Origin of the sequence: Micromonospora sp. C28ISP2-4 (assembly GCF_030519385.1) — a bacterium.
Taxonomy (GTDB): domain Bacteria; phylum Actinomycetota; class Actinomycetes; order Mycobacteriales; family Micromonosporaceae; genus Micromonospora; species Micromonospora tulbaghiae.
In genome coordinates this window covers 665,098-686,136 of the sequence record NZ_JAUMKG010000001.1, presented here as the reverse complement: position 1 = coordinate 686,136, position 21,039 = coordinate 665,098, and the positions used below count along the sequence as shown (strand labels likewise).

Annotated in this window: 16 protein-coding genes, 1 tRNA gene and 1 other RNA gene; 14 read left to right on the top strand and 4 right to left on the bottom strand. The window is 68.9% G+C overall.

Annotated features, from left to right (window positions below; translation table 11 throughout):
- Window positions 1-15: 15 nt before the first annotated feature.
- From prfB to Q3W68_RS03180, 7 genes are all read left to right on the top strand, one after another.
- Entirely contained in the window at window positions 16-1,137 is a 1,122-nt protein-coding gene (prfB, locus tag Q3W68_RS03210) for a peptide chain release factor 2 (RefSeq protein WP_302904015.1), read from the top strand.
- Between the two features lie 118 nt (window positions 1,138-1,255).
- Window positions 1,256-1,936: a cell division ATP-binding protein FtsE gene (ftsE, locus tag Q3W68_RS03205; protein WP_013284225.1), complete on the top strand. Its 681-nt coding sequence runs from the start codon at window positions 1,256-1,258 to the stop codon at window positions 1,934-1,936.
- 64 nt (window positions 1,937-2,000) lie between these two features.
- Window positions 2,001-2,876 (top strand): permease-like cell division protein FtsX, encoded by an 876-nt coding sequence (gene ftsX / locus Q3W68_RS03200; RefSeq protein WP_091418746.1) that lies wholly within the window; start codon window positions 2,001-2,003, stop codon window positions 2,874-2,876.
- 133 nt (window positions 2,877-3,009) lie between these two features.
- On the top strand, window positions 3,010-3,489 hold the full coding sequence (gene smpB / locus Q3W68_RS03195; RefSeq protein ID WP_302904014.1) for an SsrA-binding protein SmpB: 480 nt from the start codon (window positions 3,010-3,012) through the stop codon (window positions 3,487-3,489).
- A gap of 104 nt (window positions 3,490-3,593) precedes the next feature.
- Window positions 3,594-3,969: a transfer-messenger RNA gene (gene ssrA / locus Q3W68_RS03190) on the top strand.
- A 180-nt stretch (window positions 3,970-4,149) separates the two neighbouring features.
- Window positions 4,150-4,575 (top strand): hypothetical protein, encoded by a 426-nt coding sequence (locus tag Q3W68_RS03185; RefSeq protein WP_302904013.1) that lies wholly within the window; start codon window positions 4,150-4,152, stop codon window positions 4,573-4,575.
- A gap of 41 nt (window positions 4,576-4,616) precedes the next feature.
- Window positions 4,617-5,561 (top strand): hypothetical protein, encoded by a 945-nt coding sequence (locus Q3W68_RS03180; protein WP_302904012.1) that lies wholly within the window; start codon window positions 4,617-4,619, stop codon window positions 5,559-5,561.
- Window positions 5,562-5,564: 3 nt separating this feature from the next.
- Here the strand turns inward: Q3W68_RS03180 and mdlC are convergent, their stop codons facing one another.
- Together mdlC and Q3W68_RS03170 are read right to left on the bottom strand one after the other, a co-directional pair.
- Window positions 5,565-7,157: a benzoylformate decarboxylase gene (gene mdlC, locus Q3W68_RS03175; protein ID WP_302904011.1), complete on the bottom strand. Its 1,593-nt coding sequence runs from the start codon at window positions 7,155-7,157 to the stop codon at window positions 5,565-5,567.
- 109 nt (window positions 7,158-7,266) lie between these two features.
- Window positions 7,267-8,067, bottom strand: coding sequence for an S-methyl-5'-thioadenosine phosphorylase (locus tag Q3W68_RS03170; RefSeq protein ID WP_302904010.1), 801 nt, complete (start codon window positions 8,065-8,067; stop codon window positions 7,267-7,269).
- A gap of 149 nt (window positions 8,068-8,216) precedes the next feature.
- Between Q3W68_RS03170 and Q3W68_RS03165 the strand changes: the two genes are divergently transcribed.
- From Q3W68_RS03165 to Q3W68_RS03145, 5 genes are all read left to right on the top strand, one after another.
- Complete coding sequence (locus tag Q3W68_RS03165) at window positions 8,217-8,807, top strand: YqgE/AlgH family protein (protein WP_091418814.1); 591 nt, start codon at window positions 8,217-8,219, stop codon at window positions 8,805-8,807.
- Between the two features lie 90 nt (window positions 8,808-8,897).
- A tRNA-Ala gene (locus Q3W68_RS03160) sits at window positions 8,898-8,970 on the top strand.
- 318 nt (window positions 8,971-9,288) lie between these two features.
- The gene (locus tag Q3W68_RS03155) at window positions 9,289-13,254 is read left to right on the top strand and encodes a VCBS repeat-containing protein (protein WP_302904941.1); all 3,966 of its coding nucleotides are present in this window, start codon (window positions 9,289-9,291) and stop codon (window positions 13,252-13,254) included.
- Complete coding sequence (locus Q3W68_RS03150) at window positions 13,202-15,790, top strand: RHS repeat domain-containing protein (RefSeq protein WP_302904009.1); 2,589 nt, start codon at window positions 13,202-13,204, stop codon at window positions 15,788-15,790. Before Q3W68_RS03155 ends, Q3W68_RS03150 begins: the two co-directional genes overlap by 53 nt.
- A complete protein-coding gene (locus Q3W68_RS03145; RefSeq protein WP_302904992.1) occupies window positions 15,717-16,679 on the top strand; it encodes a hypothetical protein in 963 nt (320 codons plus the stop codon). The genes Q3W68_RS03150 and Q3W68_RS03145 overlap by 74 nt, the downstream gene beginning before the upstream one ends.
- A 352-nt stretch (window positions 16,680-17,031) precedes the next feature.
- Here Q3W68_RS03145 and Q3W68_RS03140 read toward each other — a convergent pair whose 3' ends face one another.
- Window positions 17,032-17,544: a DUF1772 domain-containing protein gene (locus tag Q3W68_RS03140; protein ID WP_302904008.1), complete on the bottom strand. Its 513-nt coding sequence runs from the start codon at window positions 17,542-17,544 to the stop codon at window positions 17,032-17,034.
- Window positions 17,545-17,615: 71 nt separating this feature from the next.
- Between Q3W68_RS03140 and Q3W68_RS03135 the strand changes: the two genes are divergently transcribed.
- Both Q3W68_RS03135 and Q3W68_RS03130 read left to right on the top strand, forming a co-directional pair.
- The gene (locus tag Q3W68_RS03135; RefSeq protein WP_302904007.1) at window positions 17,616-18,560 is read left to right on the top strand and encodes an AraC family transcriptional regulator; all 945 of its coding nucleotides are present in this window, start codon (window positions 17,616-17,618) and stop codon (window positions 18,558-18,560) included.
- Entirely contained in the window at window positions 18,557-18,898 is a 342-nt protein-coding gene (locus Q3W68_RS03130) for a VOC family protein (protein WP_120571493.1), read from the top strand. The genes Q3W68_RS03135 and Q3W68_RS03130 overlap by 4 nt, the downstream gene beginning before the upstream one ends.
- Before the next feature lie 43 nt (window positions 18,899-18,941).
- Here the strand turns inward: Q3W68_RS03130 and Q3W68_RS03125 are convergent, their stop codons facing one another.
- On the bottom strand, window positions 18,942-20,456 hold the full coding sequence (locus tag Q3W68_RS03125; protein ID WP_302904006.1) for a DUF4153 domain-containing protein: 1,515 nt from the start codon (window positions 20,454-20,456) through the stop codon (window positions 18,942-18,944).
- Window positions 20,457-21,039: the final 583 nt, after the last annotated feature.

Here is a 21,039-nt window from a genome sequence, read left to right as displayed (position 1 = left end):
GTAGTCTTGTCTGTCGTGACCGCTGCCGATTACGCCGAACAGCTCAAGGAACTCGACGCCACGCTGCGCAACATCGAGGCTGTGCTCGACCTCGACAAGCTGCGCGAGCAGAAGGCCCGGCTGGAGCAGGAGGCCTCCGCGCCCGACCTCTGGGACGACCAGGCCAAGGCGCAGCAGGTGACGTCGCAGCTGTCGTACGTCAACGGCGAGATCACCAAGCTCGGTGACCTGCGCTCCCGGCTCGACGACGCCGGGGTGCTGCTTGAGCTGGCCCAGGCGGAGGACGACCCGGGCGTGCTGACCGAGGTCGAGTCGGAGATCGCCGGGCTGACCAAGGCCATCCAGGAGATGGAGGTCCGCACGCTGCTCTCCGGTGAGTACGACTCCCGGGAGGCGCTGGTGGCGATCCGGGCCGGCGCCGGTGGCGTGGACGCCGCGGACTTCGCCGAGATGCTGCTGCGGATGTACCTGCGCTGGGCCGAGCGGCACGGCTACCCGACCGAGGTCTACGAGACCTCGTACGCCGAGGAGGCGGGCCTGAAGTCGGCCACCTTCACGGTGAAGGTGCCCTACGCCTACGGCACCCTCAGCGTGGAGTCCGGCACGCACCGGCTGGTGCGGATCAGCCCGTTCGACAACCAGGGCCGCCGGCAGACCAGCTTCGCCGGGGTCGAGGTGCTGCCGGTCACCGAGCAGACCGACCACATCGACATCCCGGAGAACGAGGTCCGGGTGGACGTCTACCGGTCGTCCGGCCCGGGTGGGCAGAGCGTCAACACGACCGACTCGGCGGTGCGGCTGACCCACATCCCCACCGGCATCGTGGTGACCTGCCAGAACGAGAAGTCCCAGCTGCAGAACAAGGCCTCCGCGATGCGGGTGCTCCAGGCCCGGCTGCTGGAGCGCAAGCGGCAGGAGGAGGAGGAGAAGCTGGCCGGCCTGAAGACCGGCGGCACCAGCTCCTGGGGCGACCAGATGCGCTCGTACGTCCTGCACCCGTATCAGATGGTGAAGGATCTGCGTACGGAACAGGAGACGGGCAATCCGTCCTCGGTCTTCGACGGTGACCTGGACAGCTTCATCGAGGCGGGAATCCGCTGGCGGAAGCAGCAGCAGCTCTCCGCTGACGGTGCGTGATCACGGTCGGACTGAGCGCGTCATCGATCTCGGTCTGACCGGGTAAATCGATGACGCGCACCGCTTCGGCGGGCCTGGGGGCTTGGCTCTGCGGTTACACCGCGTAGACTACCGACCCGTGATTCAGCTTGAGCAAGTGACGAAGACGTACCCGAAGGCGTCCCGGCCTTCGCTCGACAACGTGTCCGTCTCGATCGAGAAGGGCGAGTTCGTCTTCTTCATCGGTCCATCCGGCTCCGGCAAGTCCACCATCATCAAGTTGCTGCTGCACGAGGTCACGCCCAACAAGGGCCGGGTCGTCGTCAACGGCAAGGACGTCACGTCGATGCGTTCCTGGAAGCGACCCCACTTCCGGCGTTCCATCGGCTGCGTCTTCCAGGACTTCCGGTTGCTGCCGAACCGCACCGCGTACGAGAACGTGGCGTTCGCGCTGGAGGTGATCGGCAAGACGAAGGCGGTCGCCCGCCGGGTCGTGCCGGAGGTGCTGGAGCTGGTCGGTCTCGGCGGCAAGGAGCACCGCTACCCGCATGAGCTCTCCGGTGGTGAGCAGCAGCGTGTCGCGGTGGCCCGGGCGTTCGTCAACCGGCCGCTGATCCTGCTGGCCGACGAGCCGACCGGAAACCTGGACCCGGACACCTCGATCGAGATCATGCGCCTGCTGGACCGGATCAACCGCACCGGTACGACCGTCGTGATGGTCACGCACGACTCCAACATCGTGAACCAGATGCGGCGCCGGGTCATCGAGATCGAGAGCGGCCGCATCGTGCGCGACCAGGCCCGCGGCGTCTACGGCTGAGCCGGACTACGTCCGTAGACCCTGACGACGAAACCTCACGCCGGAGAGCCGGAGGAATATCCCGATGCGGATGAAGTACGTCCTGTCCGAAGTACTGGTCGGGCTGTGGCGCAACGTCACCATGACCATCGCCATGATCATCACAATGGCGGTGTCGCTGTTCATGCTGGGCGGCAGCGGCCTTCTCTACCAGAAGGTCGGCGACATGAAGGACCTCTACTACGAGAACGTCGAGGTCTCGATCTTCCTGAAGACCGATGCCACCAAGGAACAGGTCGACGCGCTGGGTCAGCAGCTCGGCCAGGACCCGCTGGTCAAGGACTCGACGTACGTCAACAAGGAGCAGGCGTACGAGCGCTTCCAGCAGATGTACGCCGACGCCCCGGACCTGGTGAGCGCCGTCAAGCCGGACCAGCTTCCCGAGTCGTACCGGGTCAAGCTGAACGACCCGGAGCAGTACAAGGCGATCTACGACAAGTACAAGGCCACCGAGGGCATCGACACGATCGTCGACCAGAGCAAGCTGCTCGACAAGGTCTTCGGCGTGCTGAGCGGCTTCCAGAACGGAGCGCTCGCGATCGCCACCGTGATGGCCATCGCCGCCCTGCTGCTCGTCGCCAACACCATCCAGGTCGCCGCGTACAGCAAGCGGCGTGAGGTGGCGGTCATGAAGCTGGTCGGCGCGTCGAACTGGTTCATCCAGGCGCCGTTCGTGCTGGAGGCGGTGGTGGCCGGTCTGTTCGGCTCCATCCTCGGCCTGCTCGCGTTGATCGGGGTGAAGGTGGTGGCGGCCGGCAGTTCGATGGCCGCCCTGGAGGGTCTGATCACCCCGATCTCCTGGTCCGAGATCTTCCTGACCTTCCCGCTGATGGCCGCCGTCGGTGGCGTGGTCAGCGCGGTCACCGCGTGGGTCACGCTCCGCTTCTACCTGCGGGTCTAGTCACCTCGTACGGCTCACCGAGGGCCCTTCCGCGCCGGAATAAACGGCGCGGGAGGGCCCTTGTGGTTCCGGTAGCATGATCTCCGCTCGCCGGCCGGTGGCCGGCGAGTCGATCAGGAAGGGGGTGGCGCCGATGCCACGGGAAAAGGGTCGCAAGGTGGTCGCCTCCAACAAGAAGGCACGCCACGACTACGCCATCCTCGACACGTACGAGGCGGGCATGGCGCTGACCGGCACCGAGGTCAAGTCGCTGCGGGCCGGGCGGGCGTCGCTCGTGGACGCGTTCGCCCAGGAGCGCGACGGCGAGATCTTCCTGCACGCCATGCACATCCCGGAGTACGCCCAGGGCACCTGGACCAACCACGAGCCCCGGCGTACCCGCAAGCTGCTGCTCAACCGGCTGGAGATCGACCGGCTGCTGGGCAAGCTCAAGGAGAGCGGCCTGACGCTGGTGCCGTTGCAGGTCTACTTCTCCGACGGCTGGGCCAAGGTGGAGATCGGCCTGGCCCGGGGTAAGAAGTCGTACGACAAGCGCCAGGACCTCGCCAAGCGGGACGCCGCCAAGGAGATCGCCCGGGCGGTGGGCCGGCGCGGCAAGGGCATGGCTGAGTGATACGTCCGGTTTCGTCCGGCTGCCCGCGTCGACCGGGCCTCGGGATGAATCCGGTTGCGCCAGGCGTTAGGCTTGGTGTGCTGCCGACAGGGGCAGCGCTACGAGGGGGTGACTGGTTTCGACTTCGTACGCAGCGACAGGGGAAGCGAGCCGAGGAAGCCGACGTCGTCTCGAGAATCGGTCGTCGGAAACCAATAAGCGCCAAGAACAATCGCGCTGACTTCGCTCTCGCCGCCTGAGGCGAGTAGCAAGTCTGTCGGCCTGGGAGCGCCTTCGACCCAGTTAGCCGGCATCAGCTAGAAGGCTGGCCAATCGGACCCGGTCGCGGGGTCCGTGCGGCGAGATCAATCAGCGACTGGGCCCGTCACACCAACTTGCTCGCGTGAGCGGTGGGGCCGAGTAGAGGCATAGCGAGCTGCGCTCGGAGAAGCCCTGACAAACCGGCGAAGGACCCGGGTTCGATTCCCGGCACCTCCACCACACGACCTGTGCGCCTCGGTCCACCCGGACCGGGGCGCACAGTCGTCTCTGGGGTTGTTGAGACCGGCTGGGGCGGCTGTTGCAGACGGGGCAGATGAGGCGGCGCCGACGGCTGGACAGGCCCTCGAACCGGGTCCACCATCGCCATACGGGTTCGCACCCAGCAGCGGGAGGTGTCCCATGGTCACCAGTCCGATCCAGCAGCCGACCGCCGTGCTCCCCAGCACCGTCGGTGACCTGCGCGCCCTGGGGCGGGCGCCGGCCACCGGGCCGCGCTGGCGGGAGCGACTTCTCACCGATCTGGACCCCGTCCGGCAGGGCTTCACCGAACACGTCCGCGTCACCGAGGGGGCCGGTGGGCACTACGCCGACCTGGTGCGCGCCGCGCCCCGGCTGGACCGGGGCGTACGCCTGCTGGTCGGCGAGCACGCCGCGATCAGCGCGGCGCTGGCGGCGCTCCAGCAGGCCGTACGCCGGCCCGGGGTGTCCGCCGCGGAGGTGCGGGCCCGCACCCGCGATCTGTTGCGCGCGCTCGACCGGCACCGGCGCCACGGAGCCGACCTGCTCTGGGAGGCGTACCAGGCCGACCTCGGCGGCGAGGACTGAGCTCGGGGGAACCGGCCGGGACGGGTCCGCGTCCAACTGGCATGCGTCGCGTGCTCGCCCTGCTCGGTATCCCGTTGCTGGCCCTCTCCGCCTGCGCCACGCCCGGCGCCGATCCGGGGGCGGCCCCGCCGGCCGGCCCGGACCAGCGGCCCGCGTTCACGGAACGGGCGCAGGAGGTGGCAGCGGGCTGGCGGCCCGGGCCGGGCTGGCGCGACGGTTACGTGCCGCTCCAGGACCCCACGGTGCTCACCGGCGACCCGGGCTTCACCGACGAGACGAAGACGGCCTTCGGCGCCGGCTGGTACCGGGACCAGATCCCGATCCCGGCCGCCGTACCGAAGGACGGCACGATCCGGTTCCCCGACGGCACGCTGCGGGTACCGCTGGTGAGCGCCGCCGACGCATACGCCCAACTCCGCCAGGGCGATCCGCCGCCCTGCGACGGGCGCCCTGTCGCACCGGACCCGGCACCGACCGGCCGGCCCGGCCCGGACGACCCGGTGTCGACATCGGCGCCGACCCCGTGCGTCGCGCTCACAGTGACCGAGGTGCGGCTGGGCACCGCGCCGGTGTGGACCAGCCGGGGCCGCGCCGAGGTGCCGGCCTGGCTGTTCACGGTCGACGAGCTGGCCGTACCCGTGGCGCGGATCGCTGTCGCGCCGCGGGTGACCGGCCGGGCCCCCGGCGGCGCGGTGCCCGGTGAGCCGCTGCCGGACGGTCTGGTGTCCGCGCAGCAGCTGCGCGCGGTCGAGGGCAACCGCATCGACTACCTGCTCGGCGTCGGCGCCTGCGACGGCCCGCCCACCCCGCTGGTGCTGGAACGGCCGGACGTGGTGGTGATCGGCGGCGCCGTGGTCACCTCCACCGGCACCTGCACCGCGCAGCTCGTGCTGAAGCCGGTGAGCGTCGCGCTCGACGCGCCGCTCGGCGGCCGGGCCGTGCTGGATGCCGCCAGCGGCGCCCCGCTGACCGTCCGGCCCGGCTGAGGCTCACAGGATCCGCGGCACGTCGGTGCTGATCGGCACCGGCAGTACGGTCGGCCGGTCCGCGGCGAGCGCGGTGGTCAGCGCCGCACCGAGCCCGTCCAGCGTGGTCACCTCACCGGCGCAGCCGTAGCCTTGCGCCACCGCCGTGACGTCCAGCCCGGGCAGGTCCAGCGCCGGCACACCAGGGGTGTGTTTCAGCTCGGCGAACGCCTTGAGGATCGCGTACTGCTGATTCACCGGGACCACGACGGCGAGCGGCAGCCGCAGCCGCGCCGCCGTCCACAACGCCTGGACGGAGTAGTGGAACGAGCCGTCGCCGACCACCGCGACCACCGGGCGGCCACGCCCGGTGTCGCGTTCCGCGAGCGCCATGCCGACCGCCGCCGGCAGCCCGAAGCCGAGACCGCCACTGGCCATCGTCAGGTACGAGCGCGGCCGCTCGATCGGCAGCCGCCGGCGCAGCGCGGCCAGGTTGGACGGCGACTCCTGCACCAGCACCCCGTCCGCCGGCCACGCCTCGGCGAGCGCGGCGAACAGCGCGTCGGCGCTCGGCGGGTCGGCCGGCTCGGGCGGGGCCGGCTGCGGGCGCGGTGACGGCGCCGCCCGGTCGGTCGCCGGCAGCAGCTCCCGCAGCGCGGCCATGGTCAGCCTGGCGTCGCCGAGCAGGCTCTCGCCGACCGGGGCGCGGGCCGCCTCGTCCGGGTCGTCGGTGACGTGCAGCAGCCGTGCGTCGCCGGGCAGGTAGTCGCCCGGCACGTGCGGGTAGTAGCGGAACACCGGCGCGCCCACCACCAGCACCACGTCGTGGCCGCGCAGCGCCTCCGACAGCGGCCCGATCGCGTACGGCAGCACGCCCCGGAAGTGCGGGTGCCGCTCGGGGAACACGGCCCGCTCCGGCGCCGGGGCGGCCCAGACCGGGGCGGCCAGGCGCTCGGCCAGCGCTACCGCGTCCGGCCAGGCGTCCGAGCGGTCCACCGCCGCGCCGAGCACCAGCGCCGGGGCGCGGGCGGCGGCCAGCGCTTCGGCGAAGCCGCGCAGCCGGTCCGGGTCCGGCGCGATCCGGGTGGCGACGGTACGCACCTGCGGCGGCGGGTCGGCCGGGCGGTCCCAGTCGTCCATCGGCAGGGAGAGGAACACCGGCCCGGCCGGGGGCTGCACCGCCGAGGCGTACGCGCGCATGAAGGCCGCCGGGATGTCCTGCGCGCGGGCCGGTTCGTGGGCCCACTTCACGTACGGCTGGGCCAGCTCGACCGCTCGCGGGCTGGCCAGGCGCGGCTCGATCAGCAGCATCTCGCGGGTCTGCTGGCCGGCGCTGACGATCAGCGAGGTCCGGTTGTGCCAGGCGGTGACCAGGTTGCCCATGCCGTTGCCGGTGCCCGGCGCGGTGTGCAGGTTGACGTGCGCGGGCCGGCCGGTGCCCTGGGCGTAGCCGTCGGCCATGGCGACCGCCGACGCCTCCTGGAGCGCGTGCACGTAGTGGAAGTCGTCCGGGAACTCCTGGAGGAACGGCTCCTCGGTCGAGCCGGGGTTGCCGAAGACCGTGGTCAGGCCGAGCGCGCGCAGCAGGTCGTAGGTCGCCTCCCGCACCGTCGCCATCGCCGGCTGCCTCCGTTCCGCACGCGGATGCCGGAGACGGCCCGGTGCCCTGTCCCCCGACCAGCCGAATCTATCGGGCCGAAGACGACTTTTCGGGCGCTTCCCGCGCTCAGGGCAGCGGGAAGGGCAGCTTGATCCCGTCCAACGCGCCCCCGCACTCGCACTCCCGCTCGCTGGGCAGCGCGGCGACGGCGTCCAGCAGCAGCCCGCGCAGCCGGTCGGTGTTCTCCGCGAAGACCCGGAACACCTCCTCGTGGGTGACCGACTCGCCCGCCTCGACGCCCGCGTCCAGGTCCGTGACCAGCGCGATGGACGTGTAGCAGAGCGCCAGCTCACGGGCCAGCACCGCCTCCGGGTGACCGGTCATGTTGACGATCGTGCCGCCCATCGAGGCGAACCAGCGCGACTCCGCCCGGGTCGAGAAGCGCGGACCCTCGACCACGACGACGGTCCCGCCGTCCACCGCCGGCACGCCGCGCCCGGCCGCCGTGTCCAGCAGCGTGCGCCGCCCGGCCGGGCAGTACGGGTCGGCGAACGACACGTGCACCGCGCCCCGGTCGTAGTAGGTCTGCGCGCGCCCGCTGGTGCGGTCGATCAACTGGTCCGGCACCACGAACGTCCCCGGTCCCAGCTCCGGTCGCAGGCCGCCGACCGCGCACGGCGCCAGCACCTGGCGTACGCCCAGCGACCGCAGCGCCCACAGGTTGGCCCGGTACGGGATCAGGTGCGGCGGATACCGGTGATCGCGCCCGTGGCGGGGCAGGAACGCCACCCGGCGACCGCCCACCTCGGCGACGGTGATCGGACCCGACGGCTCGCCGTACGGGGTGTCCACCACGTGCTCCGCCCCGTCGAGCAGGGCGTAGAGGCCCGACCCGCCGATCACCGCCAGTTCGGCCTGCGCCGCCATCCGGCCCTCCCTCGATCCGTCGTGATCACCCGCCCGTCAGACCTTAACCAGCGGGCCGGACGCAGGCTATGGTGCGTGACATGGCGTTGACAGGGTGGACGGTCGACGGCCTCGGGCCCGTACGGGCGCACGGCTGACGGGTGTCGGACATGCAGAGTGAGGGGCAGGCGATCGGTGGCCGAGCCATGGAGTCGATGACCGGACGACTGCTGGTCGCGACACCAGGGCTCAAGGATCCGAACTTCGACCGTACGGTCGTGCTGCTCGTCGCCCACGAACCCGGCGGCGCCCTCGGGGTGGTGCTGAACCGGGCCACCGAGGTCTCCGTGGCCGACGTGCTCGGCGACTGGAGCGACCTGGCCCGCGACCCGGCCGTGCTGTTCGAGGGCGGCCCGGTGCAGCCCGACTCGGCCATCTGCCTGGCCCGCATGCGGCACCCCGTCCGGCCGGTCAAGGGCTTCCACCGCGTCTCCGGCGCGGTCGGCACGATCGACCTCTCCGTCGACCCGGAGAAGCTGCGCGAGGCCGTTGGCGGGATCCGGGTCTTCGCCGGTTACTCCGGCTGGGGCGCCGGGCAGGTGGAGCGCGAGATCGAGGAGGGCTCCTGGTTCGTGTTCGACGCCCTGCCCGGTGACGCGTTCGTCGACCGGCCGGATGATCTCTGGCCGATGGTGCTGCGCCGGCAGGGCGGCATGATGGCCGCGGTGGCCCACTTCCCGCCGGATGTGGCGCTGAACTGACCCCCTCGGTGGGGGACCCCCGCGAGATGACCATGCCGGGGGGCGTGTGTATAGTTCTCTCCGTGCCCGGGCGACCGGGTGCGACCGCAAGGGGCCGTGGCGCAGCTGGTAGCGCACCACACTGGCAGTGTGGGGGTCAGGGGTTCGAGTCCCCTCGGCTCCACCTTGTTTTGCTGCAGGGCAAAGCGGCATTTCTCGTCGAGGAATGCCGCTTTTTGGCCCTTTGATCACAAATCTGTTCAGCGCTCAGGGCCCGGCTATTGCGACCGGTGCAGCCGTCTAGGCGCGTCTTTGACAGGACGAGCAACACGCCGACATCTGAATTCTCCGTAACGCCGCAGCTACAGCATGACGGGGACGGTGAGGTTGTTGCAGCTACGAAGGTGACGGCGGCTCTGCGTCTGCTTCGGTCACCTCTGGTGAGATCGATGACGGCATCTGTCCAGTTGTGGGCGCGGACTGGGATTCCCGTCTCCAGTTGGTGTCCCTGCCAGCGTGCGCCCTGACGTCGCCTGAGGTGGAGGCGTGTCGCCAGGCGCAGCCGCTGTCCACGGTCAATGACTACCGGGCGGGGGTGGTGCGTGCCGAGGTGGAGGTGACGCCGGACCTGCCGGCTTTGTCGGAGAAGGAAGCTGCCGCGGCCGGATTGGACCGCCCCGCTGCGGTTGGTGCTTCGGAGCAGACGGTTGTGGCGTTAAGTTCGGCGGGATCGTCGTCGGACACCGGTGATTATTCGAAGACGGATTTGAGCGCGTCGTCGCAGTGGGTGGCTGGCGGGTCGTCGGCGGATTTCTCGTGGAGCTACGACATCTCTGGGCCGCCGGTACCGGGGGAGCTTGAGCCTGAGGTGTCGTTGGGCTACGGCTCGGGTTCGGTGGATGGTCGTACGGCGGGGGAGAACGTGCAGCCGTCGTGGCTCGGGGAGGGCTGGGACTACCAGCCGGGCTTCATCGAGCGGTCGTATCGGCCGTGCTGGGATGACCGGGAACCCGGCACCACGTACTGGACGGCTGCGAACGGGTTGCCGGATGCCTGTTGGCGGTTGAACAACGCCCGAATCGCCTGGCAGGGCCGTTCCACGGAAATCGTCCCGGGCGACGACGGAGTGTGGCGGTTGGCTGACGATGACGGCTCCAAGGTGGAGTTGCTGTCGGACAACGGCACTGACGTCACGTTGAACTGGAACAACGAGCGGTGGCGGATCACTACCGCTGACGGAACCCAGTACTACTTCGGTCAGTCCGTTCTTCCAGGGACGACGACGCGGACCAATTCCGTGCAGGGTCAGCGGGTGGTGTCGAACGACAGCGGCGAGCCGTGCTTCTCGACGGCGTCGTTGGCGGCGTCAGGTTGCGCGATGGCGTACCGGTGGAACCTTGACTACGTCGTCGACGCCCACGGCAACTCGATGGTGTACTACTACAACAAGGAGTACAACCGGCAGCGCGTGGTCGGCAGCACATCCATCGTCACCTACGACCGCGCTGCGCAACTGGACCGGATCGAGTACGGCCTGCGCGTGGGCAGCGAGGGCACGACGACGGCGCCAGCCAAGATTGTGTTCAACACCGCCGATCGGTGTCTAACCTCGTCGTGCGTCACCCACGACAAGACCAACTGGCCCGATACTCCGTGGGATCTGGCATGTTCGGCGAGTCCGTGTGGCCCGGCGTCGTTCTGGTCGACAAGGCGGCTGACCTCGATCGCGTCGCAGACGTGGACCGGAACCGGCACCACGTACAGCATGGTGGACCAGTGGGATCTGGCGCACCAGTTCCCCGCGACAGGCAACGGAACATCTCCGGTGCTGTGGTTGGCCTCGATCACTCGTACCGGTAAGGCCAACGGCGGCAGCATTGCGCTGCCGGCGGTCACCTTCAACGGGGTGCGGTTCGACCAGCGTGCCGACTACGACCCGAACGGCACGATGGCCAAGCCCCGCAAGTGGCGCATCGCGCAGATCGACACCGAGACCGGTGGCCGGATCGACGTGGCGTACGAGGCCACGGACCCGGGCTGCCAGTTCGGCACCGCCTTCCCTGACCCGGACAACAACACCAAGCGGTGCTTTCCGCAGTACTACTACCCTCAGCAGGCACCCGAAGGGTGGTCGTGGTGGCACAAGTACATCGTCAAGTCCGTCACGGAGAAGGACCTTGTCGGCGGCTCACCGGACGTCGTGACCAGCTACAGCTACTCCACAGCCGGCTCGTCGACGCCGGTGTTGTGGGGCCACGACAACGGCGCAGCCACCTGGGCGTCGTTCCTGCCGAAGCGGTCGTGGGCGGACTGGCGCGGATACTCCACCGTCACCGTGACTACCGGCCCGTCCGCCGGTCCGCAGACACAGACGAAGTACCTCTACTACCGCGGCCTGTGGCTCGACTCGACTGACACCGGCGAGAACCGGGCGTCGTCGATTACGAACTCCCTCAGCCAGGTGTCCAACGACGACTGGTCGCGTCGGGGCTTCCTCCACGAAAAGATCGAGTACGCCAGCCCGAACGGGCAGGCCCTGACCAAGACGATCTACACGCCGGTGTCGCACCAGACCGGGCAGCGGATTCTCACCGCCGAATGGGCGATCCCCACCAAACACACCTCGTATATCACCCGCACCGCCCAGGAATCGACCTACACCTGGCTGACGTCGACCAACACGTGGCGCTCGACCCGCGTCAACAACACCTGGAACTCTTCCACCGGTCTCCTCACCGAGGTCGACGACGTCGGTGACACGGACACCGCCGCGCCCGCCGACGAAACCTGCACCACCTACACCTACGCCAGCAACGCCACGCCGAACCTGCGACGCTTCAACGGCACCGGCCCGTCAGCGCTCAACCTGCTGCCCACCGTGGTGGCTGCCGACTGGTCCGGCTACGACGTGACCTTCCCAGCCGGGGACTTCAACGCCGACGGCAAAACAGATCTCATCGCTCGACGGCCCGCTGACGGCAGTCTGTGGCTCATTCCCGGCAACGGCAGCGGCGGCTACGGATCCGCGGTCAAGATCGGTAACAGTGGCTGGAACGCCTACCAAGACCTCTTCTCGCCAGGCGACTTCACCGGTGACGGCAAACCAGACGTCATCGGCTCCAGGCCCGACGGCACCCTGTGGCGGTGGAACAACGCCACCACCCTGTCCAACCCGACCCAGATCGGCACCACGAGCTGGCAGAACTACGACCTGTTCTCTCCCGGCGACTTCACCGGCGACGGCAAGGGCGACGTCCTCGGACGTAACACCAACGGTGCGCTGTACATCTGGCCCGGCACAGGCAGCGGCACCGTCGCCACCGGCACGCAGATCGGCACCTCCGGCTGGAACGCCTACAGCCAAGCCTTCGGCTGGGGAGACATCACCGGCGACGGCAAGACCGACATCATGGCCGCCGACCAAGCCGGAATCTGGCTCTACGCCGGCAACGGCACCGGCGGCTACGCCGCCCGCTTCCGCCTGGCCACCGGCCTCATCGGTCTGGACACCGACTGGTTCATCGCCACCGGCGACATCACCGGCGACGGCAAAGCCGACCTCCTCGCCCGCCAACAGCGCTACCTCACCTCCCCCCAAGCCAGCCAACACACCGAGGCAGTGTCCTGCCCAGCCACCCCAACCTTCCCCGCCGACGCCCTCGGAGACACCCGCTACTACTACGACCAACCCGGAGCAAGCAGCCCCAGCCTGTCGGCGCTGCCAGTCGTCGGCGATGTAACGCGCACCGAGGAAGCCGACAAGTACAACGGAACGACTCCCAACTGGATCGTCAGAGGTGAAGCGAACTGGGACCCGTGGGGACGGCCCAGCACCGTGAAGAACGCCCTCGGACGGACCACCACCACCACCTACACCCACGGTGCCAACGGCCTGTTGGAAAGCTTTAAGATCGCCAATCCGCTGCTGCAGGAAACGACGACGGTTCTCGACCCGGCGCGGGGACTGTCGAGGATCACTACGGACGCCAACGACAAGACGACCACCGCCACCTATGACGCCTTGGGACGGCTTGCCAAGGTATGGCTGCCGGGCCGTCCCACGAGCGACCCAGGCAACCGGGAATATGTTTACTCGATCACCAAGGCGGCGCCCAGCTACACCCAGTCAAAGATTCTTGGTCCGAACAACAACCAGATCAGCTCCTTCGAGATCTATGACGGGCTTGCGCGGCTGCGGCAAACGCAAACAACAGCTCCTGACGGTAAGCGATCTGTTGCTGACACGCAGTATGACGGCCGTGGTCTCGCGGCTAAGGCCTCCAATTTCTACAACGGCACCGCAGGACCTACCAGCACCTTGGTCGCGTTCGCAGACGCGAGCGTCGCCGCCCAGCAGCGGATGACCTACGACGGTGTAGGCCGGAGAACCGTTGAAGCACTCTGGTCGCTGGGGTGTGCTCAAGTGGCAGACCGTCACCAGCTACGGCGGGGATCGTGTCACCGTTGATCCACCGGGAGGTGCCACCCCCACCACCGCCGTCATTGACGCTCGGGGCCGCACGACCGCTCTTCGACAGTACAAGGGCTCATCACCCAGCGGTGACTACGACGAAACCAAATACTCCTTCGACGCCCTTGACCGGCTGACCACCATGACCGACGCCAACGGCAACCCCTGGAGCAGCGAATACGACCTGTTAGGCCGGCAGATCAAGCGCGTTGACCCAGATGCTGGCACCACTACCTCTGCCTACGACAATGCCGGTCAGCTCGTTACCACCAAAGATGGGCGAGGTGAGGTCTTGGCGCGCGTATACGACGACCTCGGTCGCCTCAAAGAACTCCATGACGACTCAATCACCGGACCGCTACGCGCCTCCTACCTCTACGACACCGTGGCCAAGGGCCAACTCACTTCATCCACCCGTCACGTTGGCGCCAACGCCTACACGACGACGGTCACCGGCTACACCGACCTCTATGCCCCAACCGGTACCACCATCACCGTCCCCGCCGCAGAAGGGGCCCTTGCCGGAACCTATGCCACCGGCATGACCTACAACCCGGACGGGTCAGTCGCCACCACAGTCGCGCCAGCTGCGGGCGGCCTTCCCTCCGAAACGATCACCTATGGCTACAACAATGTGGGTCTTCTCAGCACTATGTCCGGGGTGAACACCTATGTCAGCTCCACGGAATACAGTTGGGACAACAGCATTGCCCGCCGCCTGCTCGGTGCTGGTACCAAGAGAATCCGTCTAACGGATACTCGCGACGAGGCCACTAGCCGTCTGATCACCCGCCAGGTCGACACCGAAAACCAGGTAACACCTGACACCTTCGACGACAAAGCGACCAACGAATACGCCTACGACGAGGCGGGCAACCTCACGGCCATCGCGGGAAAAACTGGCGGCAGCCGCGACCAGGTCGAGTGTTTCCGGTACGACTATCTACGGCGGCTAACCGAGGCGTGGTCCGAGGTGAGCTCGGACTGCCAAAGTCCCCAACGAGGCGGGGCCGACCCCTACCGGTTGAGCTGGACCTACGACAGCATCGGCAACCGACGCAGCCAAACCAGCTTCGGTGCTACTGGTACCACCACGGCAACCTATCGCTACCCGGCTGCCGGAAGCCCTGCCCCTCACCAACTCGCTCAAGTCGATTACACCGGTGAAACCGTCCGTAGCGACACTTACGAGTACGACGCCGCCGGCAACACCACGAGCCGCATCGTTGATGGCAAGAGCCAAACTCTGACCTGGGATGCAGAAGGCCATCTCGCCACAAGCACCGAGAGCGACCAGAGCATCAGCTATGTCTATGACCCTGCCGGCAGAAGGCTGATTCGGCGTGACGCTGGGGGGACGACCCTTTACCTGGGTGACACGGAGTTGCGCCTTACCGCTGAGAATCAGGTTGCGGGCATCCGCCATTATCAGCATGGCGGTGCCATCATCGCCGCCCGGACTATCACCGGCCTGACATGGTTCGTCGCTGACCACCACAACACCAGCGAACTTGCTCTTGATCCCGCCAGCCTCACCGTCGCTCGACGGCGCACGCTGCCGTTCGGCGGATCCAGAGGCGCCCAGCCCGACGAGTGGCCCATTGAGAAGAGCTTCGTCGGCGGGACCCAAGACCCCACAGGGCTGGTGCATCTAGGGGCCAGAGAATACGATCCCGCTATCGGCCGGTTCCTGAGCGTCGACATGCTGATCGATGAAGCGGATCCGCAGCAGTGGAACGCCTATGCCTACGCAAGCAACAGCCCTGCGACATTGAGCGATCCCTCTGGCCTTATCCCCTCTGATTGTCTGGAGTTCGATTGCCGTGGGTACGATCCGCGACCCTTGAAGAAGGGGGACGGGCGCGGTGCCGGTGGTTGCCCGGGAGGTTGTGGAACCAAGAAGAACATCGACTGGGGGAACAAGCACAAGAAGAGCACCACGAAGCCGAAAAAGAGCACCCGCCCCACCTCCGCCACTAAAAAGGCCCCGAACGCTGTCAAGGCCGGCCCGACCATCAATGCCGAAGATGAGCCGAGTGGTGGCGGCGTCCCTGTCCGCCAAGCCGCATGGTGCGCTGACATGGGTGGATACAACTGTGCACTCGCTAACGCACTCTCAAATCAGGCAATCGAGCGCGCGGACGACCTGAAGGATCTTAAGGGTTGGGAGAATGGTGAGCGGAACGCATTTAGGCATGCGTACTGGATGGCGCTGATGACCGCTAACGGCTTCACGGTCGAAGACGCTCTTTATCTGGGTGAAGCGCACGAGCGGGATGGCGATAAGTCGGGGCAAATGTGGGGATCCGAAGACTCCAATGCCGATCTGCACAACAACGCCGTTGGGGCGCGCATAGGCGCGAAAGTCCGGTCCAAATGGAATTATGTCGCCCCTGTCGGCGCATCCGGCACCGCTGAGCAGAAGATCGAGGTGCGCTTGCTCGCCATGCTCGACGGGTATGATCCGAGTACAGGGCCTTATACTCGTACAACGCGCGACGGCAACCTGCGGATGGTTCCACCTAAGAAGTGAGCTGATGAGGAAATTATTTTCGACGCTGGCGATGTGCGCAACTCTCATGGCTGCGGGCGGTTGTGCGCCGTCGGTGTTGGAGCGATCGCGGGTCGGCAATGTGGCGTGGGTTTCGCAGGACAAGATCTATTTCCTCCGCGAGGTCGGCTCCGAGGACAGCGAGCTTTGGCTCCGCGATGCAGGACGAGACCGCAAGCTGGCATCAGACGTGGACGTTCCCGACCATTGTGGTTCGTTCGATTTCTTGTTCGCCGTTAAACCGCAGGTGCTGGGGCTGGGGATGAAGTGTGACGGCTTTGAAAGGTTGGTTTCCTACTCGGAAACCACTGGTGTGTTCGCTGCTCTCCTGGACGTGCCGAGTGCGGTCGACGTAACGTGGAGCGACGACGGCCGGAATGGTTACCTCAGTGTGGGTAAAGACGGTTGTTGGGAGATTCAACCACTGGGGGAACCTGCCGGAAGTCAGCTGGCAGACTGGGGAAGTTGGTCCTGCCGATCGGGAAAATCAGCCAAGTCGCCCTCGGTCGCTGCGGACGGAAGTATTATCTTCCTTGCCACCAACGAGCCGCAGCCGGATCAACTGGACGGTTACGAGCGGCGCGTCTGGCGGTTGATGACCATATCGGAAGGAAAGGGCGCGCTGGGCCAGATAGGCCCGGAGTTGCATGGGCTTCCTGATCTGGCTCTCGTGCCAGGGGGAACTAAGGCGATCGTTACAGTCTCCTTTAACGGTCCGGGGGAAGTCTTTGAAATCGACCTTCGCAGCGGCGATTCTCGGCGGCTTTACGAGGCGGAGGGTGCTGCGTTATCGCCCAGTGTTTCACCCGACGGTAAAGAGGTGGCCTTTGTCGGCGGGGGTCGGCGGCTGATTGTCCAGAAGCTTCCCTGAGCTAGTCCTCCCGGCTCAGGATGATCGCGTGGCGGGTGAGATCACCGGGGTGATCGTGGAGTTCTCCGCGCTCCACGACACCCCGAGATCTCGCCCGCCGATGTCCTGATGCCCCGATCCCCGCGTTGGGCCTGGAAGGTTGGCTCCGCCGGTTACGCTCGCCGGCCGCCAGACGCGCCATTGCCGGCGGTCGCCGAGACCAGGGCTCTGGGTTTGCTGCACTCCTGTGGGCGGTCCCGGGGCAGCTGCCTGCCGCTGATCGAAGACCGGCATCCATAGCGACGGGCCGGTCGGCTCGGGCCCGCCTGCCGGAGCCGCGGCGAGCCCGGCCAACCCGGCCGATGGAACGCCCTCAACCGGCTGGAAACCACTCAACCGACCACGCGGCGCGGCCGGTGAGCACCAACGCCCAGCACAGCGCGCCGAACCCGGCCGTGCTCGCCAGCGTCCGGACCACGTTCCAGGTGACCCAGGTGGATTCGAAGCGCTCCCGCGCCGCAGCGGGATCCGCCGTGCCGGCCGCGGCGAGCGCGTCGTTCAGTGGCACGTTCACCGCCATGGTGACGACGAACATCACCAGGTACAGCGCGAGTCCGGCGACGATCCACGGCAGCGCCGGCCGGGCCGGCCCGCGCCACGCCAGCACCGCGGCGAACGCGGCCAGCACCGGCGTACCCAGGAAGGCCAGCAGGAACCAGCCGTTGACGATTGTGACGTTGATGCGCTGCATGGCGTCCACGAACGTGCGGTCGTCCGCGCCGCGCAGCGCCGGCATCACGGCGTACGCGAACGCGGCGAACAGGCCCGCCATCAGCCCGGCCCCGACTGTGGCGCCGACCAGCGTCAGTTGTTGTACGAGTCGCATGTCCTCATCGAACCGCCGCGCGGTGAGACGGCCCATGGTCAGGACGCGCGATCCTGTGTTCAATCGTCTCCGTGGACGCCGTTTCCGGCCTGCTCGACGGCCCTCGGGCGCGGGGCGCCTTCCTGCTGCGCTCGATCCTCACCCCGCCCTGGTCGATGCTGATCCGGGACGAGGCGCCGCTCACGCTCGTCGCCGTGGTGCACGGCGACGGCTGGATCGTGCCGGAGGAGGGCGAGGCCGCGCGGCTGACCGGCGGTGACGTGGCGATCGTGCGCGGCCCGGCCCCGTACACGGTGGCGGACGACCCGGCCACGGCACCGCAGGTGGTGGTGCACCCGGGCCAGCGCTGCACCACACCGGACGGGCGCGAGCTGTTCGCGATGACGCGCTGGGGCGTACGCACCTGGGGCAACGGGCCGGACGGCCGGACCGTGCTGCTCACCGGCACGTACCCGGTGCGGGGGACTGTCGGGAAGCGTTTGCTGGACGCGCTGCCGCCGCTCGCTGTGGTGCGGCGCGAGTCCTGGGACACGCCGCTGGTGCCGCTGCTGGCCGCCGAGATCGTCAAGGACGACCCCGGCCAGGAGGCGGTGCTCGACCGCCTGCTCGACCTGCTGCTCATCGCCGCGCTGCGGGAGTGGTTCGCCCGGCCGGGTGCCGCCGCACCCGCCTGGTACCGGGCGTACGCCGATCCGGTGGTCGGCCGCGCGCTGCGGATGCTGCACCACGACCCGGCCCGGCCGTGGACTGTGGCGTCGCTCGCCGCCGAGGTGGGGATGTCCCGGGCGGCGCTGGCCCGACGCTTTACCGCGCTGGTCGGCGAGCCGCCCGTGGCGTACCTGACGGGCTGGCGGCTGGCGCTCGCGGCCGACCTGCTCCGCGAGCCCGGCGCCACAGTCGGCGCGGTGGCCCGCCGGGTCGGCTACGGCAGCTCGTTCGCCCTGAGCACGGCGTTCAAACGCCGGTACGGCGTGAGCCCGCGCGGGCACGTCGACCCGGATAGATTGGCCGGATGACTGTCGACCTGTTCGCCGGCGTCCCTGTCCGCGACCTCGCGGTGGCGACGGACTGGTACGAGCGGCTGTTCGGCGCCCCGCCGCAGTTCCGGCCGAACGACAGCGAGGCGGTGTGGGAGCTGGCCGAACATCGCTACCTCTACGTCGACGTGCGGCCCGAGCACGCCGGTCACGCCATGCAGACGGTCTTCGTCGACGACCTCGACACCCGCGTCGCGGCGATCGCCGCCCGTGGTCTGACACCGGCCGCGCGGGAGACCTACGACAACGGCGTCCGCAAAGTGATCTTCCACGACCCGGACGGCAACGAGATCGGCTTCGGCGGCGGCCCGGCCTGACGGTCCGGCCGGGCCGCGTGGATTCGCGGCCCGGCCGGTGGCGTCAGCGGGGACGCCGCGTCTTCGGCAGGTCGAACTGGTCGGCCCGGCGGCAGTCCTTCGGGCCACCGACCGCCTGGGGGCCGACCTCCTCCAGGGCCTTTCGGGCGCGCTGGCGGCCCAGGTTCCAGGCGTACCAGGGGTCGGGTTCGGCGAGGTCGTCGGCGATCCAGCTCAGCGTGCACCGGCGTACCGGGTCGGGGAGCTTGGCGAGCGCCGGGGTGGCGTCGGCGGACAGCGCCCGCAGGTACCACGCGTCGATCTTGCCGGTCTGCTCGTACCGCAGCGTGTTGCGGCGGGCGACGTAGTCCTCCGGGTTGAGCACGGCCAGGCCCAGCAGCATTGCCACCGCCAGCGCGAGCGTGGTGCCGGGAATCCACCGGCCCTTCCACCGGACACCGGCCGCGATGATCATCAGGAAGACCGTGCCGAGCAGCATCTCGAACGCCATCACGAAGATCCGCTCGCCGGTGAAGCTGTAGACCTTCTGGTACGTCCACATCCGGGACAGCGCCGACGCCACGATCACCACGCTCAGCGCGCTGATCAGCCCGAGCAGCACGCGTAGCAGGATCCGCTCGGCCGGCCGCTCCCGGCGGGCCCAGCGGCTCACCCCGCCGAGCACCGCCACCGTCAGCAGCGTGACGAACATCAGCTGCCAGAAGCCGCTGCGCGCGTACTCGGCGTAACTGAGCCCGGCGACCCGCTGCACGTGCCGCTGGCCGCCGAAGAGCGTGGTGAACTGCACCACCACGAACCCGGCGAACAGCAGCGCGAGCGCGCCGATGGCCGGCGCCCACTCCAGCAGGCCGAGGCGGCGCTCACCGGCGCGATCCACGGTGGACAGATCCGGCGGCGCGGCGAGCGTGTAGAGCGCGGCGACAGCGATCAGACCGCCCACCACGGCCAGGAACAACCAGCCGAACACCGTGCCGAGGTTGATCTCGGGGACGAGCTGGCCGAGCGCCTCGGAGAACGCCGCGTCGGCCGACGCGAGCAGGCTGCCGAAGACCACGAGCACCACGACCGTGGCGACCACCGAGACGGTCACCTTGCGCACCGTCGCCTCCTGCGGCGAGGCGGTGATGTGCCGGCGTACCCAGGGCAGGCCGCGCAACGCCGCGAACGGCGTGGCCACCAGGCCGAACAGGATCGAGCGCACCAGCCGCCCGCCGATGATCGCGAGGGTGGCGCAGCCGAGCGCGCCGAGCACGCAGAACGTCACGAGCCACCAGGCGTTGCGGAACGCCGGCACGGCGATCAGGGCCAGGGCGGCCGCCGCCCACCCGGCCCGGATGAGCTTGTCGGCGCGCGGCAGGTCCGCGGTCTTCGACCGGACCGCCAGCAGCACCGCGAGCGTGAGCGTCAGCCACCCCAGGAACCAGCCCACGCCGACGCGGCCGAGCGGCACGAACACCGCGCTGCCGACCGCGGCGGCCAGCACCGCGAGCGGTACGGCCCGCCCGGTCGCCGCCTTCGGGCCGGGCCACTTCGCGCCGAGGAACGAGGTCCGCGGCACCGGAGGTCGCGGCGCCCACGTCGGCGCCTGCGGGTGCCCACTCCACCCCGTTCCGGGGTACGGCGGCGCGGCCATCGGACCACCGCCGTGCGGAGGCGGCGTGCCCGGAGCGGGCTGCCCACCCGGTGCGGTCCACGACCCAAGGGCCGGCTGTGCACCCGGGGGAGCGGCAGGCGCCTGCGGGGCGCCGGACGGGGCGGAAGTCGCGGAGGTGGCCGTCCGGGGAGCGGCATCGCCGGGGCGCGGGGTCGCTTCGGCACCGGTCCCAGCGGAGCCGGTCGCGGCCGCACCCGCCGCGGCGGTGCCCGCGACGTCCAGCTCGGCGGGGGCGGAAGCCGCCGGGGCGGCATCCGGTGTGGACGGTGCCGCGTCGCCGGTGGGTGATGACGTTTCGCCCGCCTGCTCGCGGCGAGCCGCCGGAACGGCGTCCGGTGGAGCGGCGACGGGCTTCGCCGGACGACCGGCGGGCTCTCCACGATCGACCGTTGCCGTCGCACCGCCCTCGACCGGTCCGGACGGCGCGGCAGCGGTCGGGCCGCCCTCCACCGGGGAGCGCTCGGCGGCGGGCGCCGTCGCCTGGGTG